Origin of the sequence: Streptomyces sp. AK08-02, assembly GCF_033795085.1 — a bacterium.
Lineage (GTDB): Bacteria > Actinomycetota > Actinomycetes > Streptomycetales > Streptomycetaceae > Streptomyces > Streptomyces echiniscabiei.
Genome location: NZ_JARAZV010000019.1, coordinates 114,482 through 131,231, shown reverse-complemented (window position 1 = coordinate 131,231; position 16,750 = coordinate 114,482). Strand labels below are relative to the sequence as shown.

Sequence of the window (16,750 nt, the reverse complement as noted above, 5' to 3'; positions counted from 1 at the left end):
CAACTACGGGTACAGGCATGGCGGGCAAGTCTTTGCCCGCCGTCGAGGAAGAATTTGCCGACGCCCGCCGAACCGCGGTTCCGCCCGTTTCAGCCCGCGTCGCGCACGGCCGCGGCCCGCGCCGATTCCAGGGCGGCGACCAGCTGTTCGGGCTCCCGCGTCGACAGATACAGGTACGGGGTGGGGTCCTTCGGGTCCGTGACCTGGACGCGCAGCGCCGTGGGGATGTAGGCGCGCAGGAGCATGAAGGCGCGGGTGTCGGCCTTGTACGTGCGCCAGGCGCGGGCCTCCTCGGCGTCCAGGATCTCCGCCTCGCCCAGGGCCGCCACCGGGATCCTCGCCTCTCCGGCGATCAACGAGTCCCCCACGACCCGGATCCGGATCGAACCGTACGAGCTCGCCGCCACCGCGGCCACGGCCGTGCCACCCACCAGGCCGCCGAGCAGGGGCAGCGTGCCGAACGGGAGCAGGATCAGGGCGAAGGAGACGCCCACCAGGAACGAGATCAGCCACCAGGAGCGCGGGGCCGTGAGGCGTTCTTCGTAGGGGGAGGCGGAAAGCTGCATGGAGCCAAGCTTGGCATGGTGTCGGTCGAAGGCCGACTCGCGGGTAAGGTCTGCGGCTGTGAGTGGTCCTTCAGCAGCTCTGCAGCCCCCCGCCGACGCAGTGGCGCCCGTGCGGCACCCGGACGCGCCCGCGCCCGGAGAGCTGCTCGGTGCCCACTACGAACAGTGTTTCGGATGTGGTGGTGGGCAGACCCACGGACTGCACCTCGCGGCCCGGGCCGGAGACGGGGTGACGGTCACCGCCGAGTTCACCGTGCGGGCCGCCCACCAGGGTGCCCCCGGCCTCGCCCACGGCGGTGTGCTCGCCAGCGCCCTGGACGAGACCCTCGGCTCGCTGAACTGGCTGCTGCGCACCATCGCCGTGACCGGACGACTGGAGACCGAGTTCGTCCGGCCCGTCCCCGTCGACACCCTGCTGCACCTGGAGGCCGAGGTCACGGCCGTGGCGCGGCGCAAGATCTACTCGACCGCCATCGGACGCATCGGCGGCCCCGACGGGCCCGTCGCGGTGCGCGCCCAGGCCCTCTTCATCGAGGTCAAGGTCGACCACTTCATCGACAACGGCCGCCCGGAGGAGATCCGGGCCGCCATGAGCGACCCGGACCAGGTCCGGCGCGCCCGCGCATTCGAGGTGAACCCGTGAGCCCCGCACCCGTGGGCCGTGAGCCCCTGGACGTCCTCGTCCGCCGCGTCGATCCGGACGTACCGCTTCCGGCGTATGCGCAGCCGGGCGACGCCGGGGCAGATCTGCGGACGACGGAGGGGTGCGAACTGGCGCCCGGCGAACGGGCTGTTCTTCCGACCGGGGTGTCTGTCGCCCTCCCGGAGGGGTACGCGGCCTTCGTGCACCCCCGTTCGGGGCTGGCGGCCCGGTGCGGTGTCGCTCTGGTGAATGCCCCGGGGACGGTTGATGCCGGGTACCGTGGGGAGATCAAGGTGATCGTGGTGAATCTCGACCCGCACGAACCCGTGCGATTCGAGCGCTTCGACAGGATTGCCCAACTGGTCGTCCAGCAGGTCGAGAAGGTCCGCTTCCGGGAGGTCGCGGAACTTCCCGGCTCGGCGCGGGCCGAGGGGGGCTTCGGGTCCACCGGCGGTCACGCCTCGGTGGGCGGTGCGAGCGGTCACAGCGGTCAGGCCGCGGTAGGCGGCACAACGGGTGGGAATCGATACGCTTCGGTCGTATCCGACCGGGAAGGACAGTGACGTGTTCGGACGTCGCAAGAAGAAGGGTGCCGCCGAGGACGCGGCCGGCGAGGCCGAGCAGGTCGTCGACAGCGTCGACACTGAGGCGGACGAAGCGGCTGGTTCGCGTACGCGCGTCCGGCTGGAGCCGGAGCCGCGTCCCGACGGACCCTGGGACGACACCGAGGTGCGCGAGCCCGGCGAGGGCCGGGTCGACCTGGGCGGACTGTTCGTGCCCGGGGTCGACGGCATGGAACTGCGGGTGGAGGTCGCGGGTGACGCGATCGTCGCGGCGACCGTCGTGCTGCGCGACAGCGCCGTGCAGCTCCAGGCCTTCGCCGCGCCCAAGCGCGAGGGCATCTGGGGCGAGGTGCGCGAGGAGATCGCCAGCGGCATCACCCAGCAGGGTGGCATCGTCGACGAGGTCGAGGGGCCGCTGGGCTGGGAGCTGCGAGCGCAGGTGCCGGTGCAACTGCCGGACGGCACAGGCGGTTTCCAGGTCGTGCGGTTCGTCGGTGTGGACGGTCCGCGGTGGTTCCTGCGTGGGGTCATCTCCGGTCAGGGTGCCGTCCAGCCGCAGGCCGCCGGTCTGCTGGAGCAGATCTTCAGGGACACGGTCGTCGTCCGTGGCGAGGGACCCATGGCGCCTCGCGACCCGATCGTCCTGAAGCTGCCGAACGACGCCCAGATGGTGCCCGAGGGCGTCCAGCAGGAGGAGCAGTCCGGTTCCCGCTTCGGCGGGGGCATGGGCCAGCTGCAGCGCGGACCGGAGATCACCGAGGTTCGTTAGCCGCAACGGCTGATTTCCCGGCACGGGCCGCACTCCTCACCGAGGAGTGCGGCCCGTGCTCGGTTCACCGGCGCGTCAGGGTTGCGTCAAAGAGCCGCTCCGGCCTGCTTCTCGTCCCTTTGGCCGACATCGCTGGACGTAGGGTCGACGCTGCGCACTCGGCGTGCACGGGAAGACAATGAGGCCATGGGACGCGGCAAGCTTCGGATCTACCTCGGTGCGGCACCGGGCGTCGGCAAGACGTACGCGATGCTGTCCGAGGCGCACCGCCGTGTCGAGCGGGGGACGGACTGTGTGGTCGCCTTCGTGGAGCACCACGGCCGGACGCGTACGGAGGTGATGCTCCACGGGCTGGAGCAGATCCCCCGCAAGGAGCTGCCCTACCGCGGAGCCGTGTTCACCGAGATGGACGTTGACGCCGTGCTCGCCCGTCGGCCGCAGATCGCCCTGGTGGACGAACTGCCGCACACCAACATTCCCGGCTCGCGCAACACCAAGCGCTGGCAGGACGTGCAAGAGCTGCTGGCCGCCGGCATCGACGTGATATCGACCGTCAACATCCAGCATCTGGAGTCGTTGGGCGATGTGGTCGAGTCGATCACCGGTGTACGGCAGCAGGAGACCGTTCCCGACGAGGTGGTCCGGCGCGCGGATCAGATCGAGCTGGTCGACATGTCCCCGCAGGCGTTGCGGCGACGGATGGCCCACGGCAACATCTACAAGTCCGACAAGGTCGACGCGGCTCTCGCCAACTACTTCCGGCCCGGGAACCTGACCGCGCTGCGGGAACTGGCGCTGCTGTGGGTGGCGGACCGGGTCGACGAGTATCTGACCGAGTACCGCAGTGAGCACCAGGTCTCCAGGATCTGGGGGTCGCGCGAGCGGATCGTGGTCGGACTGACCGGCGGACCCGAGGGCCGCACGCTGATCCGGCGGGCCGCACGGCTCGCGGAGAAGGGCGCCGGCGGCGAGGTCATGGCCGTCTACGTCGCCCGCAGTGACGGTCTGACCAACGCCTCCCCCAAGGAGCTCGCCGTCCAGCGCACGCTGGCCGAGGACCTAGGCGGAACGTTTCATCATGTGGTCGGGGACGATGTCCCGGCGGCCCTGCTGGACTTCGCGCGGGGCGTGAACGCCACGCAGATCGTGCTGGGCGTCTCCCGGCGCAAGACCTGGCAGTACGTCTTCGGACCCGGGGTCGGCGCGACCGTGGCCCGGGACTCGGGGCCCGACCTCGACGTCCATCTGATCACCCACGACGAGGCAGGCAAGGGACGCGGGCTGCCCGTGGCCCGGGGAGCCCGGCTCGGGCGGTCGCGGATCATCTGGGGCTGGCTGGTCGGCGTCGCGGGTCCGGTGTGCCTCGCGCTGCTGCTGAACGCCGTCGACCTCGGCCTCGCCAACGACATGCTGCTGTTCCTGGCGCTCACGGTGGCGGCGGCCCTGCTCGGCGGCCTCTACCCGGCGCTGGCCTCGGCGGCGGTCGGCTCGCTGCTGCTGAACTACTACTACACGCCGCCCTACCACCGGCTGACCATCGCCAACCCGAAGAACATCGTCGCGCTCGTGATCTTCTTCGGGGTCGCCGTGTCGGTGGCGTCCGTGGTGGATCTGGCCGCCCGGCGCACACACCAGGCGGCCCGGCTACGGGCGGAGTCGGAGATCCTCTCCTTCCTCGCGGGCAGCGTCCTGCGCGGCGAGACCAGCCTGGAGGCGCTCCTCGACCGGGTCAGGGAGACCTTCGGGATGGACTCCGTGGCCCTGCTGGAGCGTGCCTCAGACGTCGATCCGTGGACCTGCGCGGGCAGTGTCGGCCCACGTCAGGCGGTGGCGCGGCCGGAGGACGCCGACGTGGACCTGCCGGTCGGTGACCACATGGCGCTCGCGTTGTCCGGCCGGGTCCTGCCCGCCGCCGACCGGCGCGTGCTGGCCGCGTTCGCCGCCCAGGCGGCCGTGGTGCTGGACCGCCGGCGCCTTCAGTCCCAGGCCGACCAGGCCCGTACCCTCGCCGAGGGCAACCGCATCCGCACGGCACTGCTCGCCGCCGTCAGCCATGACCTCCGTACGCCGCTGGCCGGGATCAAGGCGGCGGTCTCGTCGCTGCGGTCGGACGACGTGGAGTGGTCCGAGGAGGACAGGGCCGAGCTGCTGGCCGGCATCGAGGACGGCGCCGACCGGCTCGACCACCTCGTGGGCAACCTGCTGGACATGTCCCGGCTCCAGACCGGCACCGTCACCCCGCTGATCAGGGAGATCGACCTCGACGAGGTGGTGCCGATGGCACTGGGCGGCGTACCCGAGGACAGTGTCGAGCTGGACATTCCCGAGACCCTGCCGATGGTCGCCGTCGACCCGGGGTTGCTGGAACGGTCGGTGGCCAACCTGGTCGAGAACGCCGTCAAGTACAGCCCGGACGGGGAGACGGTGCTGGTGGCCGCCAGCGCGATCGCCGAGCGGGTGGAGGTCCGGGTGGTGGACCGGGGGCCGGGCGTGCCGGACGAGGCGAAGGACCGTATCTTCGCGCCCTTCCAGCGGTACGGGGACGCTCCGCGCGGGGCCGGGGTGGGGCTCGGGCTCGCGGTGGCCCGGGGGTTCGCCGAGGCGATGGGCGGCACCCTGCGGGCCGAGGACACGCCTGGGGGCGGGCTCAGCATGGTGCTCACGGTGCGGGCGGCGAGGATGGGGACAGGGAGCGACGACGGGGCTGGGCGGTTGCCCGGTGGTGGAACGGGGGCGGGGGAAGTGGGAACAGAAGTGTCAGCGGGGTCGGCGGTGCCGGTGGAGTCGGAGAGGCAGGTGTCATGACCCGGGTGCTGGTGGTCGAGGACGAGCCGCAGATCGTGCGTGCCCTCGTGATCAACCTCAAGGCACGCAAGTACGAGGTCGACGCGGCCCCCGACGGTGCCACCGCCCTCGAACTCGCCGCCGCCCGTCACCCCGATGTGGTCGTGCTCGACCTGGGACTGCCCGACATGGACGGTGTCGAGGTGATCAAGGGCCTCCGGGGGTGGACACGGGTGCCCATCCTGGTGCTGTCGGCCCGTCACTCGTCCGACGAGAAGGTCGAGGCGCTCGACGCGGGCGCCGACGACTACGTCACCAAGCCCTTCGGCATGGACGAACTGCTGGCCCGGCTCAGGGCCGCCGTCCGCCGGGCCGAGCCCACGGGAAGCGGCGAGGACGACGTCATGGTGGAGACCGACGAGTTCACCGTCGACCTGGCCGCGAAAAAGGTCCACCGCGCGGGGCGCGACGTACGGCTGACTCCCACGGAGTGGCATCTGCTGGAGGTGCTCGTGCGCAACACGGGCCGGCTGGTCAGCCAGAAACAGCTGCTCCAGGAGGTGTGGGGGCCCTCGTACGGGACGGAGACCAACTATCTGCGCGTGTACATGGCGCAGCTGCGGCGCAAGCTGGAGGCGGATCCCTCGCATCCGAAGCACTTCATCACCGAACCCGGGATGGGATACCGGTTCGAGCGGTAGGGCCGTTCCCGGGTAGACGAAGGTTCCCGGGGTACGTCGGTGTCGGTGGGCGCCGGTACGCTTCAGGTATGAGTGCTGTTCCTCGTTCCGAGAAGCCGGTGGGCCGGTTCCGGCGCATGTTCGACCGGCTCTCCTCGTCCCAGGAGGATCTGGAGTCCGAGGAACTGCGCGAGGACACCGCGACCGCGGGCTGTACGCGCATCGGTGACTGCCACGACCGACAGGTGGTGACGGTTACTGGTACCTTGCGCACGGTCACGCTGCGGCCGAGAGCCGGGGTTCCGGCCCTGGAGGCCGAGCTGTTCGACGGCTCGGCCGCGCTGGACGTGGTGTGGCTCGGCAGACGCTCCATCGTCGGGATAGAGCCGGGACGCAAGCTGATCGCGTCGGGGCGGATCTCGATGAGCCGGGGCCGCCGTGTGCTGTTCAATCCGAAATACGAACTGAGACCCCTCGGACGGGAGTAGCCGGTGACGTCGCTCGACAAGCCGACCGAAGACGCCCAGCACGATTCCAGGGCGGTGACCGAGGCCGCGCTCTTCGAGGCGTTCGGCGGTCTGCGGGGCATGATCGAGACGGTCCTGCCGGGGCTGCTCTTCGTCACGATCTACACGATCAACAAGGACCTGCACTCGTCGGCCATCGCGGCCCTCGGTGTCTCGGTGCTCCTGGTCGTGGTGCGCCTCGTCATGAAGGACACCGTCAAGCACGCCTTCAGTGGTGTGTTCGGTGTCGCCTTCGGTGTCTTCTTCGCGATGTTCACGGGCAACGCCAAGAACTTCTATCTGCCCGGCATGTTCTACACGCTGGGGCTGGCGCTGGCGTACATCATCACGACGCTGTTCGGTGTTCCGCTGCTCGGGCTGATCCTCGGCCCGGTCTTCAAGGAGAACCTCTCCTGGCGTACGCGGAATCCGGGGCGCAAGAAGGCGTACACGAAGGCCAGTTGGGCGTGGGGGCTGATCCTGCTCGCCAAGTGCGCGATTCTCTTCCCGCTGTACCTGTGGGCGGACACGGCGTCACTCGGCTGGGTCCTGGTGGCGTTGAAGATCCCGCCGTTCCTGCTGGCCGTGTGGCTCACATGGGTGTTCCTGGCGAAGGCGCCGGCGCCGATCGACGTGTTCGCCGAGATGGAGGCGGAGGAGCGGGCGGAAGAGGAGCGGCGCAAGGCCGCGGCTTCCTCGCCCGAGTAGTTCTTCCGGGGCGATCGGATTCGGGGCGGTGGGGGGGCGGGCGCTGGTTGTCTCGCCCCCGCCGCCCCTACCCGTCCCATCCCTCCCCCAGACCCCCCTTTCGCGCTGGACGCGCTCGTCCTCAGACGCCGGACGGGCTGAGGGGGCAAGCGGGAGTTACTTCGGGGCTTCCTCCTTGCGCACCGACAGGAGGTCCTCCAGCTCTTCCTCCCTCGCCTGGGCGGCTACGAACAGGAGTTCGTCGCCCGCTTCCAGGGAGTCCTCCCGGGTCGGGGTCAGGACCCGGGTGCCGCGGATGATCGTCACCAGGGACGTGTCCTCCGGCCACTCCACGTCGCCGACCTGGGTGCCGGCCAGCGCCGACTCCGGGGGCAGGGTCAGTTCCACGAGGTTCGCGTCGCCGTGGCTGAAGCGGAGCAGGCGTACCAGGTCACCGACGCTCACCGCCTCCTCGACCAGGGCGGACATCAGACGGGGTGTGGAGACCGCCACGTCCACGCCCCAGGACTCGTTGAAGAGCCACTCGTTCTTCGGGTTGTTGACGCGGGCGACGACGCGCGGAACGCCGTACTCCGTCTTCGCGAGGAGGGACACGACCAGGTTGACCTTGTCGTCTCCCGTCGCGGCGATGACGACGTTGCAGCGCTGCAGTGCCGCCTCGTCCAACGACGTGATCTCGCAGGCGTCGGCCAGCAGCCATTCCGCCATGGGGACTCGTTCGACCGAGATGGCCGTGGGGGCCTTGTCGATCAGCAGGATCTCGTGGCCGTTCTCCAGCAGCTCGCCCGCGATCGAGCGGCCGACGGCACCGGCACCGGCAATGGCGACCCTCATCAGTGACCGGCCTCCTCTTCAGGGCCCTCGGCGAAGGACGCCTCGACCTTCTCGACGTCGTCCGTACGCATCATCACGTGCACCAGGTCGCCCTCCTGCAGAACCGTCTGCGAGGTGGGCAGAACCGCCTCGCCCAGGCGGGTGAGGAAGGCGACACGCACGCCGGTCTCGTCCTGCATCTTGCTGATCTTGTGGCCCACCCAGGCCGAGGACGCGTGCACCTCCGCGAGCTGGACGCCCCCGGTGGGATCGCGCCACAGCGGCTCCGCACCGGACGGCAGCAGCCTGCGCAGCATCTGGTCCGCCGTCCAGCGGACCGTGGCGACGGTCGGGATACCCAGGCGCTGGTAGACCTCTGCGCGGCGGGGGTCGTAGATGCGGGCCGCGACGTTCTCGATGCCGAACATCTCGCGGGCCACCCGGGCGGCGATGATGTTCGAGTTGTCCCCGCTGGAGACGGCGGCGAAGGCGCCGGCCTCCTCGATGCCCGCCTCGCGCAGGGTGTCCTGGTCGAAGCCGACTCCGGTGACACGACGGCCGCCGAACCCGGAGCCCAGTCGTCGGAAGGCGGTGGGGTCCTGGTCGATCACGGCGACCGTGTGCCCCTGTTGCTCCAGGGTCTGCGCGAGAGCGGAACCCACTCTGCCGCAGCCCATGATGACGATGTGCACGACCGTCCTTCCGATCCGATGTCAAGGCCCGCCGTTGTCGACCTGGCTTGAACAGGGTCTCAGACCCCCGCCCAAGCTACACACGCACGGTCGTCGGAGGGCACCCCGTGTGCGCTCCGGCTTTACCCGTGGGCCGTCTACCTGCGGCTGATACTGCGCACGCTGGCCGCGGTGAGAAGGGCGAGGACGACGAGCGCTGCGGCGGCGCCGATCAGCTCGGCGGCGAGATGCGGCATGGGGTCTCCCGGACGTGAGGGGGGAAGCGCGAAGGCCGGCAGTGCGGCTGACGAGGACATGGATGGCTGAAGAAGGACGCGAAGGGCGCTGCGGCTTCGTCATATAGCCATGAGGACGCGCTCCCGGGGGTGTTCGCCTGTCTCGGATGCCGGGATTTCACTCGACGGCCCGTCGGGATTTCACCCGGATGTGCCCAGAACAAGGCGGGGAGCTTACGATCCTGTCCGTGTCCAAACTGACCGACGTGCCCAAACGGATCCTGATCGGGCGCGCACTGCGCAGTGATCGGCTCGGCGAAACGCTCCTGCCGAAGCGCATCGCCCTCCCCGTCTTCGCCTCCGACCCCCTTTCCTCCGTGGCCTACGCTCCCGGGGAAGTGCTGCTGGTCCTGTCGATCGCGGGTGTGTCGGCGTACCACTTCAGCCCGTGGATCGCGGTCGCTGTCGTCGTACTGATGTTCACCGTGGTCGCCTCCTACCGGCAGAACGTGCACGCGTACCCGAGCGGCGGCGGCGACTACGAGGTGGCGACCACCAACCTCGGCCCCAAGGCCGGCCTCACGGTCGCCAGCGCGCTGCTCGTCGACTACGTGCTGACCGTCGCCGTCTCGATCGCGTCGGGCATCGAGAACCTCGGCTCCGCCATCCCCTTCGTCGTCGAGCACAAGGTGTTCTGCGCGGTCGCCGTCATCGTGCTGCTGACGCTGATGAACCTGCGGGGCGTCAAGGAGTCCGGGAAGCTGTTCGCGATTCCGACGTACGTGTTCGTCGCCGGAGTCTTCATCATGATCGCGTGGGGCGCGTTCCGCGGTCTGGTGCTGGGTGACACCATGCGCGCGCCGACGGCCGGCTACACGATCAAGGCCGAACACCAGGGACTCGCCGGGTTCGCACTCGTGTTCCTGCTGCTACGCGCCTTCTCCTCCGGCTGTGCCGCGCTCACCGGTGTCGAGGCCATCTCCAACGGTGTGCCGGCGTTCCGCAAGCCCAAGTCGAAAAACGCGGCGACCACGCTCGCGGCGATGGGCCTCCTCGCCGTCACCATGTTCTGCGGGATCATCGTCCTGGCCATGACCACCAAGGTGCGGATGGCCGAGCACCCCGCGAAGGACCTGCTGAACAAGGGAGTCGAGGTCGGCTCCGGCTACGTCCAGAACCCGGTGATCTCGCAGGTCGCCGAGGCCGTCTTCGGCGACGGCAGCTTCCTCTTCATCCTGCTGGCCACCGCCACCGCGCTGGTGCTCTTCCTGGCCGCCAACACCGCGTACAACGGCTTCCCGCTGCTCGGCTCGATCCTCGCGCAGGACCGCTACCTCCCGCGCCAGCTGCACACCCGCGGTGACCGGCTCGCCTTCTCCAACGGCATCGTGCTGCTCGCCGGGGCCGCTGTCCTGCTGGTGTGGATCTACGGGGCGGACTCGACCCGCCTCATCCAGCTGTACATCGTCGGCGTGTTCGTGTCCTTCACGCTCAGCCAGACCGGCATGGTCCGGCACTGGAACCGGCACCTGGCCACCGAGAAGGATCCGGTGAAGCGGCGGCACATGGTCCGCTCCCGCGCCATCAACACCTTCGGCGCCTTCTTCACCGGGCTGGTGCTGGTCGTCGTACTGGGGACGAAGTTCACCCACGGCGCCTGGGTGGCGCTGCTCGGCATGGTGATCTTCTACGCGGTGATGACGGCGATCCGTAAGCACTACGACCGCGTCTCCGAGGAGATCGCCGCGCCGGAGGGCCCGGGCGACGACAGCGTACGGCCGTCGAGGGTGCACTCGGTCGTCCTGATCTCGAAGATCCACCGGCCCGCGCTGCGCGCCCTCGCCTACGCGAAACTGATGCGCTCCGACACGCTGGAGGCGCTCAGCGTCAACGTCGATCCGGCGGAGACGAAGGCGTTGCAGGAGGAGTGGGAGCGGCGGGGGATCACGGTCCCGCTGAAGGTGCTCGACTCGCCGTACCGGGAGATCACCCGGCCGGTGATCGAGTACGTGAAGGGGCTGCGCAGGGAGTCGCCGCGCGACGCCGTGTCCGTGATCATCCCGGAGTACGTGGTCGGCCACTGGTACGAGCAGCTGCTGCACAACCAGAGCGCGCTGCGGCTCAAGGGACGCCTGCTGTTCACCCCGGGTGTCATGGTGACGTCGGTGCCCTACCAGCTCCAGTCGTCCGAGGCGGCCAAGAAGCGGGCCCGCAAGCGCCAGGACTGGAACGCGCCCGGATCCGTGAGGCGCGGGCCCGCCGAGGAGCGGGCACAGGAACCGAGCACGAAGAACTAGCCGACGGTTGTCGGAGGCCACGTCTCGTACGGGCTTGTGGTGAGCGGTCGGGCGGCACCCACGTAGACTGGTGGGCTGTTGTCCGGCCGTTCCCTTTTCTCTCCCCTGGAGTCACCCCGCCATGCAGGCAGAACCGAAGAAGTCGCTGGCGGGCCAGGAGTACGAGGTCGAGGTCGGTCCCGTCGCCCACGGGGGCCACTGCGTCGCCCGTACGGATGACGGACAGGTGCTCTTCGTACGGCACACGTTGCCCGGTGAGCGCGTCGTGGCCCGGGTGACGGACGGCGAGGAAGGCGCGCGGTTCCTGCGCGCGGACGCGGTGGAGGTCCTGACGGCGTCCAAGGACCGGGTCGAGGCACCCTGCCCTTACGCCGGCCCCGGCCGCTGCGGCGGCTGCGACTGGCAGCACGCCAAGCCGGGCGCGCAGCGCCGCCTCAAGGGCGAGGTCATCACCGAGCAGTTGCAGCGTCTCGCCGGCCTGACCCCGGAGGAGGCCGGCTGGGACGGCACGGTGATGCCGGCCGAGGGCGACAAGCTGCCGCCGGGCGAGGTGCCTCAGTGGCGTACGAGGGTCCAGTACGCGGTGGACGCGGACGGCAACGCCGGGCTGCGGCGCCACCGTTCGCACGAGGTCGAGCCGATCGAGCACTGCATGATCGCGGCGCCCGGTGTCAGCGAGCTCGGCATCGAGAAGCACGACTGGTCCGGGATGGAGTCCGTCGACGTGATCGCCGCGACCGGATCCCAGGACCGCATGGTCATCCTGGAGCCGAAGCCGGGCGCCCGCCTCCCCCTCGTCGAGCTCGACAAGCCCGTCTCCGTCATGCGCGTCGAGGAGCACGACGGCGGCATCCACCGCGTCCACGGCCGCGCGTTCGTCCGCGAGCGTGCCGACGGCCGTACACACCGGGTCGGCAGCGGCGGCTTCTGGCAGGTCCACCCGATGGCGGCGGACACCCTGACCAAGGCGGTCATGCAGGGTCTGCTTCCGCGCAAGGGCGACATGGCCCTCGACCTCTACTGCGGCGTCGGCCTCTTCGCGGGCGCCCTCGCCGACCGGATCGGCGAGAAGGGCGCGGTCCTCGGCATCGAGTCGGGCAAGCGCGCGGTCGAGGACGCCCGGCACAACCTGGCCGCCTTCGACCGCGTCCGCATCGAACAGGGCAAGGTCGAGGCGGTGCTCCCGCGCACGGGTATCACCGAGGTCGACCTGATCGTCCTGGACCCGCCGCGGGCGGGGGCGGGCAAGAAGACGGTCGAGCAACTGGTGAAGCTGGGGGCGAGGAAGATCGCGTACGTGGCCTGCGATCCGGCGGCGCTGGCGCGGGATTTGGGGTACTTCCGGGACGGGGGGTACCGGGTGCGGACGTTGCGGGCTTTCGATCTGTTTCCGATGACGCATCATGTGGAGTGCGTGGCGATTCTGGAGCCGGTGGCGAAGGGCCTCTGACCTGCGGTCTCTGTCGCAGTGACCCCGGCCCTCTTCGAGGCCGGGGCACCATGTCCGGGGCACCACTCAGCAGTGCGGCACGGTCTTCTGATTGGCGACGAGTGAGGCGTGCACGTAGCCGATCCAGTTGTTCGTCCCGTTGGATTGAACCGTGGAGTAGAACCAGCGGTTGGTCCAGTAGTTGCCCTGTGCCCAGTCACCGTCCTTCCAGCACATCATGTCGGCCATACGGCCGTTGGGCGCCGTGCCGATGATCGCGGAGTTGGTCGTCGCGCCTGCGCGGACGTGGGCGTAGCCGGTGTTGGAGGAGATGTAGCTGCCGCTCCACGCCGATGCGGGTGAGGCGGTTGTCCCGGACAGAGTGACGGCCGCGGTGGCGAGGCTGCCGAGCAGGCGTATTCGAGGGAGGGCTGCCTTCCTTTCGTCGGTGGTGATCGGCATTGCTTGGCAGGGCGGCGTCCGTCGGCTGTGTGTTCCGCTCGTCATGGGGTCTCCTGGTCGCGTTCTGGCGACGGCAATGGGTGCGACTGCCGTCGACGGTGCGGAATCCCCTTTGTAGATGTGGCCGGCTCGTCCGGCAGCGGGTCTTGCACGTGTCCGGCCCGGGTGCAATGCTCCGCCCGCCGCCGTTGTCGTGTGGTAGCTGGCAGTTCGCGGGGTTTCCTGTCGGTCGGGGAGTCAGCTCAGGGCGCTGACACGGACGTGGTGCGGCAGTGCGGTCCACCAGGCGGACATGGCGCGGGCGGGGGCCTCGACCGCCTCCTCGCGCAACAGACGGACCAGCAGGCCGAGTTCACTGGCCATCCCGAACGCGTAGATCAGCCGCTTGAGTTCCGCCTCCCCGCCGGGTCGTCCGGATCCGCCGGGGAGGGAGTACTGGTCCGTGTGGCGACGCAGCACGGTGCGCCAGTAGTGTTCCGGGCTGCGCCCAGGGATGTGGCTCAGCGAGTGGATCGCCGCCCGGACGACGGTGGACGGCAGGCCCTCGGCGATGGTCAACCGGGCTATCGCGGCGCGCTGCGCGGGACCGCCGAGCACTCGGAGCGCGTGCAGGATGGGCACAGCGCGTTCCGACCGCAGAGTGGAGGCCACGGCCAGCTCGGCGGCGAGTGCGGCAGCCAGCGACGCCTGGTAGGGGCTGGCGCGGAGCAGCATCGCGTTGTACAGCCGCACGTCCGAGACGGGATGGTGCAGGATGTCGTCCACGATGTCGCGCAGCACCGCCACCACCGCCGGCGGGTCGGCCACCACGGGCATGCGGCTGAGCAGCCGGGCAACGGCGACTCGTGCGGTGTACGGGTCGGTCAGGAGCCCGTGGGCGGCGATGTGTCGGGTCGCGGCACGGGCTCCTGCGGCCCGCGCGAGTACGACGGCGTGCTGGGGCGTGGCGGGCAGTCGCGGCAGCAGGACCGCGGCCAGCTCGGCCGTCTCGGGTGAGGTCGAGGGATCGCGGAGCACATCGCCGACGACGTGCAGGAGTTCCGCCGACTGCGCCGGGTCGAAATGACGACGCTGTACCTTGCGCACACAGGCCATCAAGGCTCCGTGGAAGCTGTCGTCGTTCGTCGGGTCACGCAGCTGGCGCAGGACATGCCGGGCCGCGTCAGGATGCCTGCTGCCGTCCAGCGCGCAGAGGGCCTCGATCAGTCCGGCGTGGTGTGCCTGGGACCCGACATCCGCGCACACGGCCACGGTGGCCGGTGCCCAGCCGGGATCGGCGAGCAGTCGGCCCAATCCTTCGAACCGGCGCATCCACGGAATTCCCGCCGACACCAGTGTCTCCTCCAGCAGACGCTCGACGACCGCGCCACGGATGCGCGCGGGCGAGAGGAGCGCGGAGCCGCTGACCAGCCGCGCGGTCAGCTCGTCCCATTCCCCGCCCGTCAGCCGTTCGTTGTCGAGAACCTTGTCGAGCAACAGGTCCAAGCGGCGGGCGCGCAGCCCGGCCGTACTCGCCCCGTTCATGGCGCCGGCGGCGAAGGCATCCGCCGCGGGACCGCCCTGGTAGCGGGCCATGGTCTCGATCACCGCCAGCAGTGCGTACGGGGTCAGCCCCAGCACCTCTTCGTACCGGCGAACGGCCGCGTACGGAACGGTGACCCTTGCGCTCTCCCAGCGGGACACGGTGCTCGCGCTGACAGGTCCCGGCGCACCGCCATGAGCCCCGAGCAGCGCCGCGAACGATGCTCCGGTGCGTACCGCCGGATCCTGGTGCCGCCAGCGGTGCGTCCGCAGCAGCCATCCTGCCCGCACGCTCCACGACGCGGTCCGTGTCGTCCCGGCCGAGCCTGCTGTTCGTTCACTCCCGTTGCCCTGGTGCACGGCTCGGCCCCCGCTTCCACGCCACCGGCTCTCCACCTCAGGATGGTCGGCCCGCCAGACCGCGGGGAGCCTGCTTCCAGCCACTCGGGACATGCCGTCGGACGAGACCACGAAGGCGGTGTCGGACTGCTTCCGCAACGGAATGAACAGCCTTCATCGCGACCGGCGTTCAGACGGCCGGCCTCGTGGCACAGTCCGATTCCTGCACACGGGCAGGCGCATGAGCGCCGGTCAGCGCGCCCCCAGCCCCTTCACGAAGTCCGCGAGTGTGCGGGTCAGGGTGTTGTGGGCCGGAGCCGCGAAGAGCGGGTCGAGGTGGTTCATGCCGGTGTCGGTCTCGTAAGTGGCGTACGGAATACGGGAGTTGGCAACCACCGTGTGCGCCGCCGACTCGATCGTGCCCTTGGCGTAGCTCGTGCCGAAGGCGTACAGCGGTACGTCGAGACGGTCGGCGTGGTGCAGTCGCAGGCCCAGGGAGCGGGCGAGCGCCGAGTCGGTGTAGGCGTCCGTGACGTCGAGGTCGACGGAGAGCCGGGCGGGCCAGTACCACTCCCACACGGCCGGCACCGGACCGGCGTACGCCGCCGCGACCCGGCCTATCGGCGTGATCCCGGTGTCGACCCAGCCGCGTACGTCCCCGCTGTCGGCGAGGTGTCCGGAGTGCACGGTGATGGAGTTGGGCCAGCCGAAGCCCGCGTCCACGAAGAAGCCCAGCAGCCCCGCGTTGGTGACCTGGTAGGGCAGACGCAGAGCCTCGGGCAGGCGGGGTTGGAGGAGGGAGGGGCCGTCGGGGTCGTGGAGTGCGTAGTGCCCGGCGAGCTGGTACCAGATCTGGGTGCTCTCCGCGCGGCTGCCGAGGCCCACGCCGCTCAGGGTCAGGTCGAAGACCGCCCCCGCGTCGATGGCCGCCAGCCGTTCCCGTATCTCCTCCGGCGAGTCGAGGACCGGGTCGCCCGTGCCGACGAACGCGCCGAGCACACCGCCGTCGACGACCACGAGCCCCGCGAGGTCCCGGTAGCCGGGGCAGCCGTCGAAGTCCCAGGCCGCGTACGCCATCGCGGTCGTCGCTCCCCAGGAGTGCCCGCCGAGCACCACACGCCGGCCGCCGCGTCCCGCCGTTCGGACGACGGCCCGCAGGTCGGCGAGGGTCAGGGGCAGGCCCCAGTGCGCGGCGAAGGGGGAAGCGGCCGGGGCCTGGGTGCGGTAGTGGCCGTCCAGGTAGTGGGTGAGGGGGTCCGGGCCCGCGAATCCCGAACGGTCGGCGAGGTTCTCCTCCCGCCGGTCGAGGGCCCACACCTGCAGCCCGGGCACGGCGGCGACCAGATCACGGGCCAGCAGCCGGAAGTCGTTCGCGGCCCCGAACATGCCCGGCACCAGCACGAGGACGGTGGGCGCCGCGTCCGGGCCGACCTTCAGGACGTGCACCCTGTCCGTCCCGGCGGGCCCGCCCCCGCTGCCCACGGCCACCGGCGCGTAGGGCTCCGGGCCGACGACCCATTGTCCGAATGTCTCTTGTCCGGTGGCGCCCGGTGCGCGTCCTGCGGCCTGCGCGGATCCGGCCCCCGTGCCGGATACGGCCGGCACCAGACCGCCGATCATTCCGCCCAGCAACGTACGGCGCGGCAGACGGCTCGTCATCTCGCGTACCTCCAGGGAGAGTTGGTCGGAGCCAGCTTCCCTCTCGCGCTCGACGGCCTTCGCACCAGGGTCGCTTTCGCGAAGGCTCGGGGCCTGCCGTCGTC

General features: G+C 70.2%; 16 protein-coding genes. 9 read left to right on the top strand and 7 right to left on the bottom strand.

Going from position 1 to position 16,750, the window contains the following annotated elements; all coding sequences use genetic code 11:
* Positions 1–89 precede the first annotated feature (89 nt).
* On the bottom strand, positions 90–566 hold the full coding sequence (locus tag PV734_RS35320; RefSeq protein WP_319293513.1) for a DUF3093 domain-containing protein: 477 nt from the start codon (positions 564–566) through the stop codon (positions 90–92).
* Positions 567–624: 58 nt separating this feature from the next.
* Between PV734_RS35320 and PV734_RS35315 the strand changes: the two genes are divergently transcribed.
* The 7 genes from PV734_RS35315 (at position 625) to PV734_RS35285 (ending at position 7,219) form a co-directional block, all read left to right on the top strand.
* Positions 625–1,209, top strand: coding sequence for a PaaI family thioesterase (locus tag PV734_RS35315; RefSeq protein WP_319096064.1), 585 nt, complete (start codon positions 625–627; stop codon positions 1,207–1,209).
* An 11-nt stretch (positions 1,210–1,220) separates the two neighbouring features.
* Positions 1,221–1,772 carry a dUTP diphosphatase gene (dut, locus tag PV734_RS35310; protein ID WP_319293572.1) on the top strand — a complete coding sequence of 184 codons (552 nt, stop codon included), beginning with the start codon at positions 1,221–1,223 and terminating at the stop codon, positions 1,770–1,772.
* 1 nt (position 1,773) lies between these two features.
* Positions 1,774–2,541: a DUF3710 domain-containing protein gene (locus PV734_RS35305; RefSeq protein WP_319096066.1), complete on the top strand. Its 768-nt coding sequence runs from the start codon at positions 1,774–1,776 to the stop codon at positions 2,539–2,541.
* Positions 2,542–2,727: 186 nt separating this feature from the next.
* Positions 2,728–5,346, top strand: coding sequence for a sensor histidine kinase KdpD (locus tag PV734_RS35300; RefSeq protein ID WP_319293510.1), 2,619 nt, complete (start codon positions 2,728–2,730; stop codon positions 5,344–5,346).
* On the top strand, positions 5,343–6,026 hold the full coding sequence (locus PV734_RS35295) for a response regulator (RefSeq protein WP_319096069.1): 684 nt from the start codon (positions 5,343–5,345) through the stop codon (positions 6,024–6,026). The genes PV734_RS35300 and PV734_RS35295 overlap by 4 nt, the downstream gene beginning before the upstream one ends.
* 68 nt (positions 6,027–6,094) lie before the next feature.
* A complete protein-coding gene (locus PV734_RS35290; protein WP_319096070.1) occupies positions 6,095–6,493 on the top strand; it encodes an OB-fold nucleic acid binding domain-containing protein in 399 nt (132 codons plus the stop codon).
* Positions 6,494–6,496: 3 nt separating this feature from the next.
* Positions 6,497–7,219 (top strand): DUF3159 domain-containing protein, encoded by a 723-nt coding sequence (locus tag PV734_RS35285; protein ID WP_319096071.1) that lies wholly within the window; start codon positions 6,497–6,499, stop codon positions 7,217–7,219.
* A 156-nt stretch (positions 7,220–7,375) separates the two neighbouring features.
* On the opposite strand, the gene PV734_RS35280 is transcribed toward PV734_RS35285, so the two are convergent.
* The 3 genes from PV734_RS35280 to PV734_RS35270 all read right to left on the bottom strand — a co-directional run bounded on the left by PV734_RS35280 (position 7,376) and on the right by PV734_RS35270 (position 9,020).
* The gene (locus PV734_RS35280) at positions 7,376–8,053 is read right to left on the bottom strand and encodes a TrkA family potassium uptake protein (RefSeq protein WP_319096072.1); all 678 of its coding nucleotides are present in this window, start codon (positions 8,051–8,053) and stop codon (positions 7,376–7,378) included.
* Positions 8,053–8,724, bottom strand: a complete 672-nt coding sequence (locus PV734_RS35275) for a TrkA family potassium uptake protein (protein WP_319096073.1) — start codon at positions 8,722–8,724, stop codon at positions 8,053–8,055. Before PV734_RS35275 ends, PV734_RS35280 begins: the two co-directional genes overlap by 1 nt.
* A 137-nt stretch (positions 8,725–8,861) precedes the next feature.
* The gene (locus PV734_RS35270; RefSeq protein WP_319293576.1) at positions 8,862–9,020 is read right to left on the bottom strand and encodes a hypothetical protein; all 159 of its coding nucleotides are present in this window, start codon (positions 9,018–9,020) and stop codon (positions 8,862–8,864) included.
* Between the two features lie 167 nt (positions 9,021–9,187).
* On the opposite strand from PV734_RS35270, the gene PV734_RS35265 reads away from it, so the two are divergent.
* Together PV734_RS35265 and PV734_RS35260 are read left to right on the top strand one after the other, a co-directional pair.
* On the top strand, positions 9,188–11,236 hold the full coding sequence (locus tag PV734_RS35265; protein ID WP_319096074.1) for an APC family permease: 2,049 nt from the start codon (positions 9,188–9,190) through the stop codon (positions 11,234–11,236).
* A gap of 121 nt (positions 11,237–11,357) precedes the next feature.
* Positions 11,358–12,686 (top strand): class I SAM-dependent RNA methyltransferase, encoded by a 1,329-nt coding sequence (locus tag PV734_RS35260; RefSeq protein ID WP_319096075.1) that lies wholly within the window; start codon positions 11,358–11,360, stop codon positions 12,684–12,686.
* 66 nt (positions 12,687–12,752) lie between these two features.
* Here PV734_RS35260 and PV734_RS35255 read toward each other — a convergent pair whose 3' ends face one another.
* The 3 genes from PV734_RS35255 to PV734_RS35245 all read right to left on the bottom strand — a co-directional run bounded on the left by PV734_RS35255 (position 12,753) and on the right by PV734_RS35245 (position 16,646).
* Positions 12,753–13,172, bottom strand: a complete 420-nt coding sequence (locus tag PV734_RS35255) for a hypothetical protein (RefSeq protein ID WP_319096076.1) — start codon at positions 13,170–13,172, stop codon at positions 12,753–12,755.
* 192 nt (positions 13,173–13,364) lie between these two features.
* A complete protein-coding gene (locus PV734_RS35250; RefSeq protein ID WP_319096077.1) occupies positions 13,365–14,939 on the bottom strand; it encodes a hypothetical protein in 1,575 nt (524 codons plus the stop codon).
* Between the two features lie 300 nt (positions 14,940–15,239).
* Complete coding sequence (locus tag PV734_RS35245) at positions 15,240–16,646, bottom strand: alpha/beta hydrolase (protein WP_319293508.1); 1,407 nt, start codon at positions 16,644–16,646, stop codon at positions 15,240–15,242.
* Between the last annotated feature and the right edge of the window lie 104 nt (positions 16,647–16,750).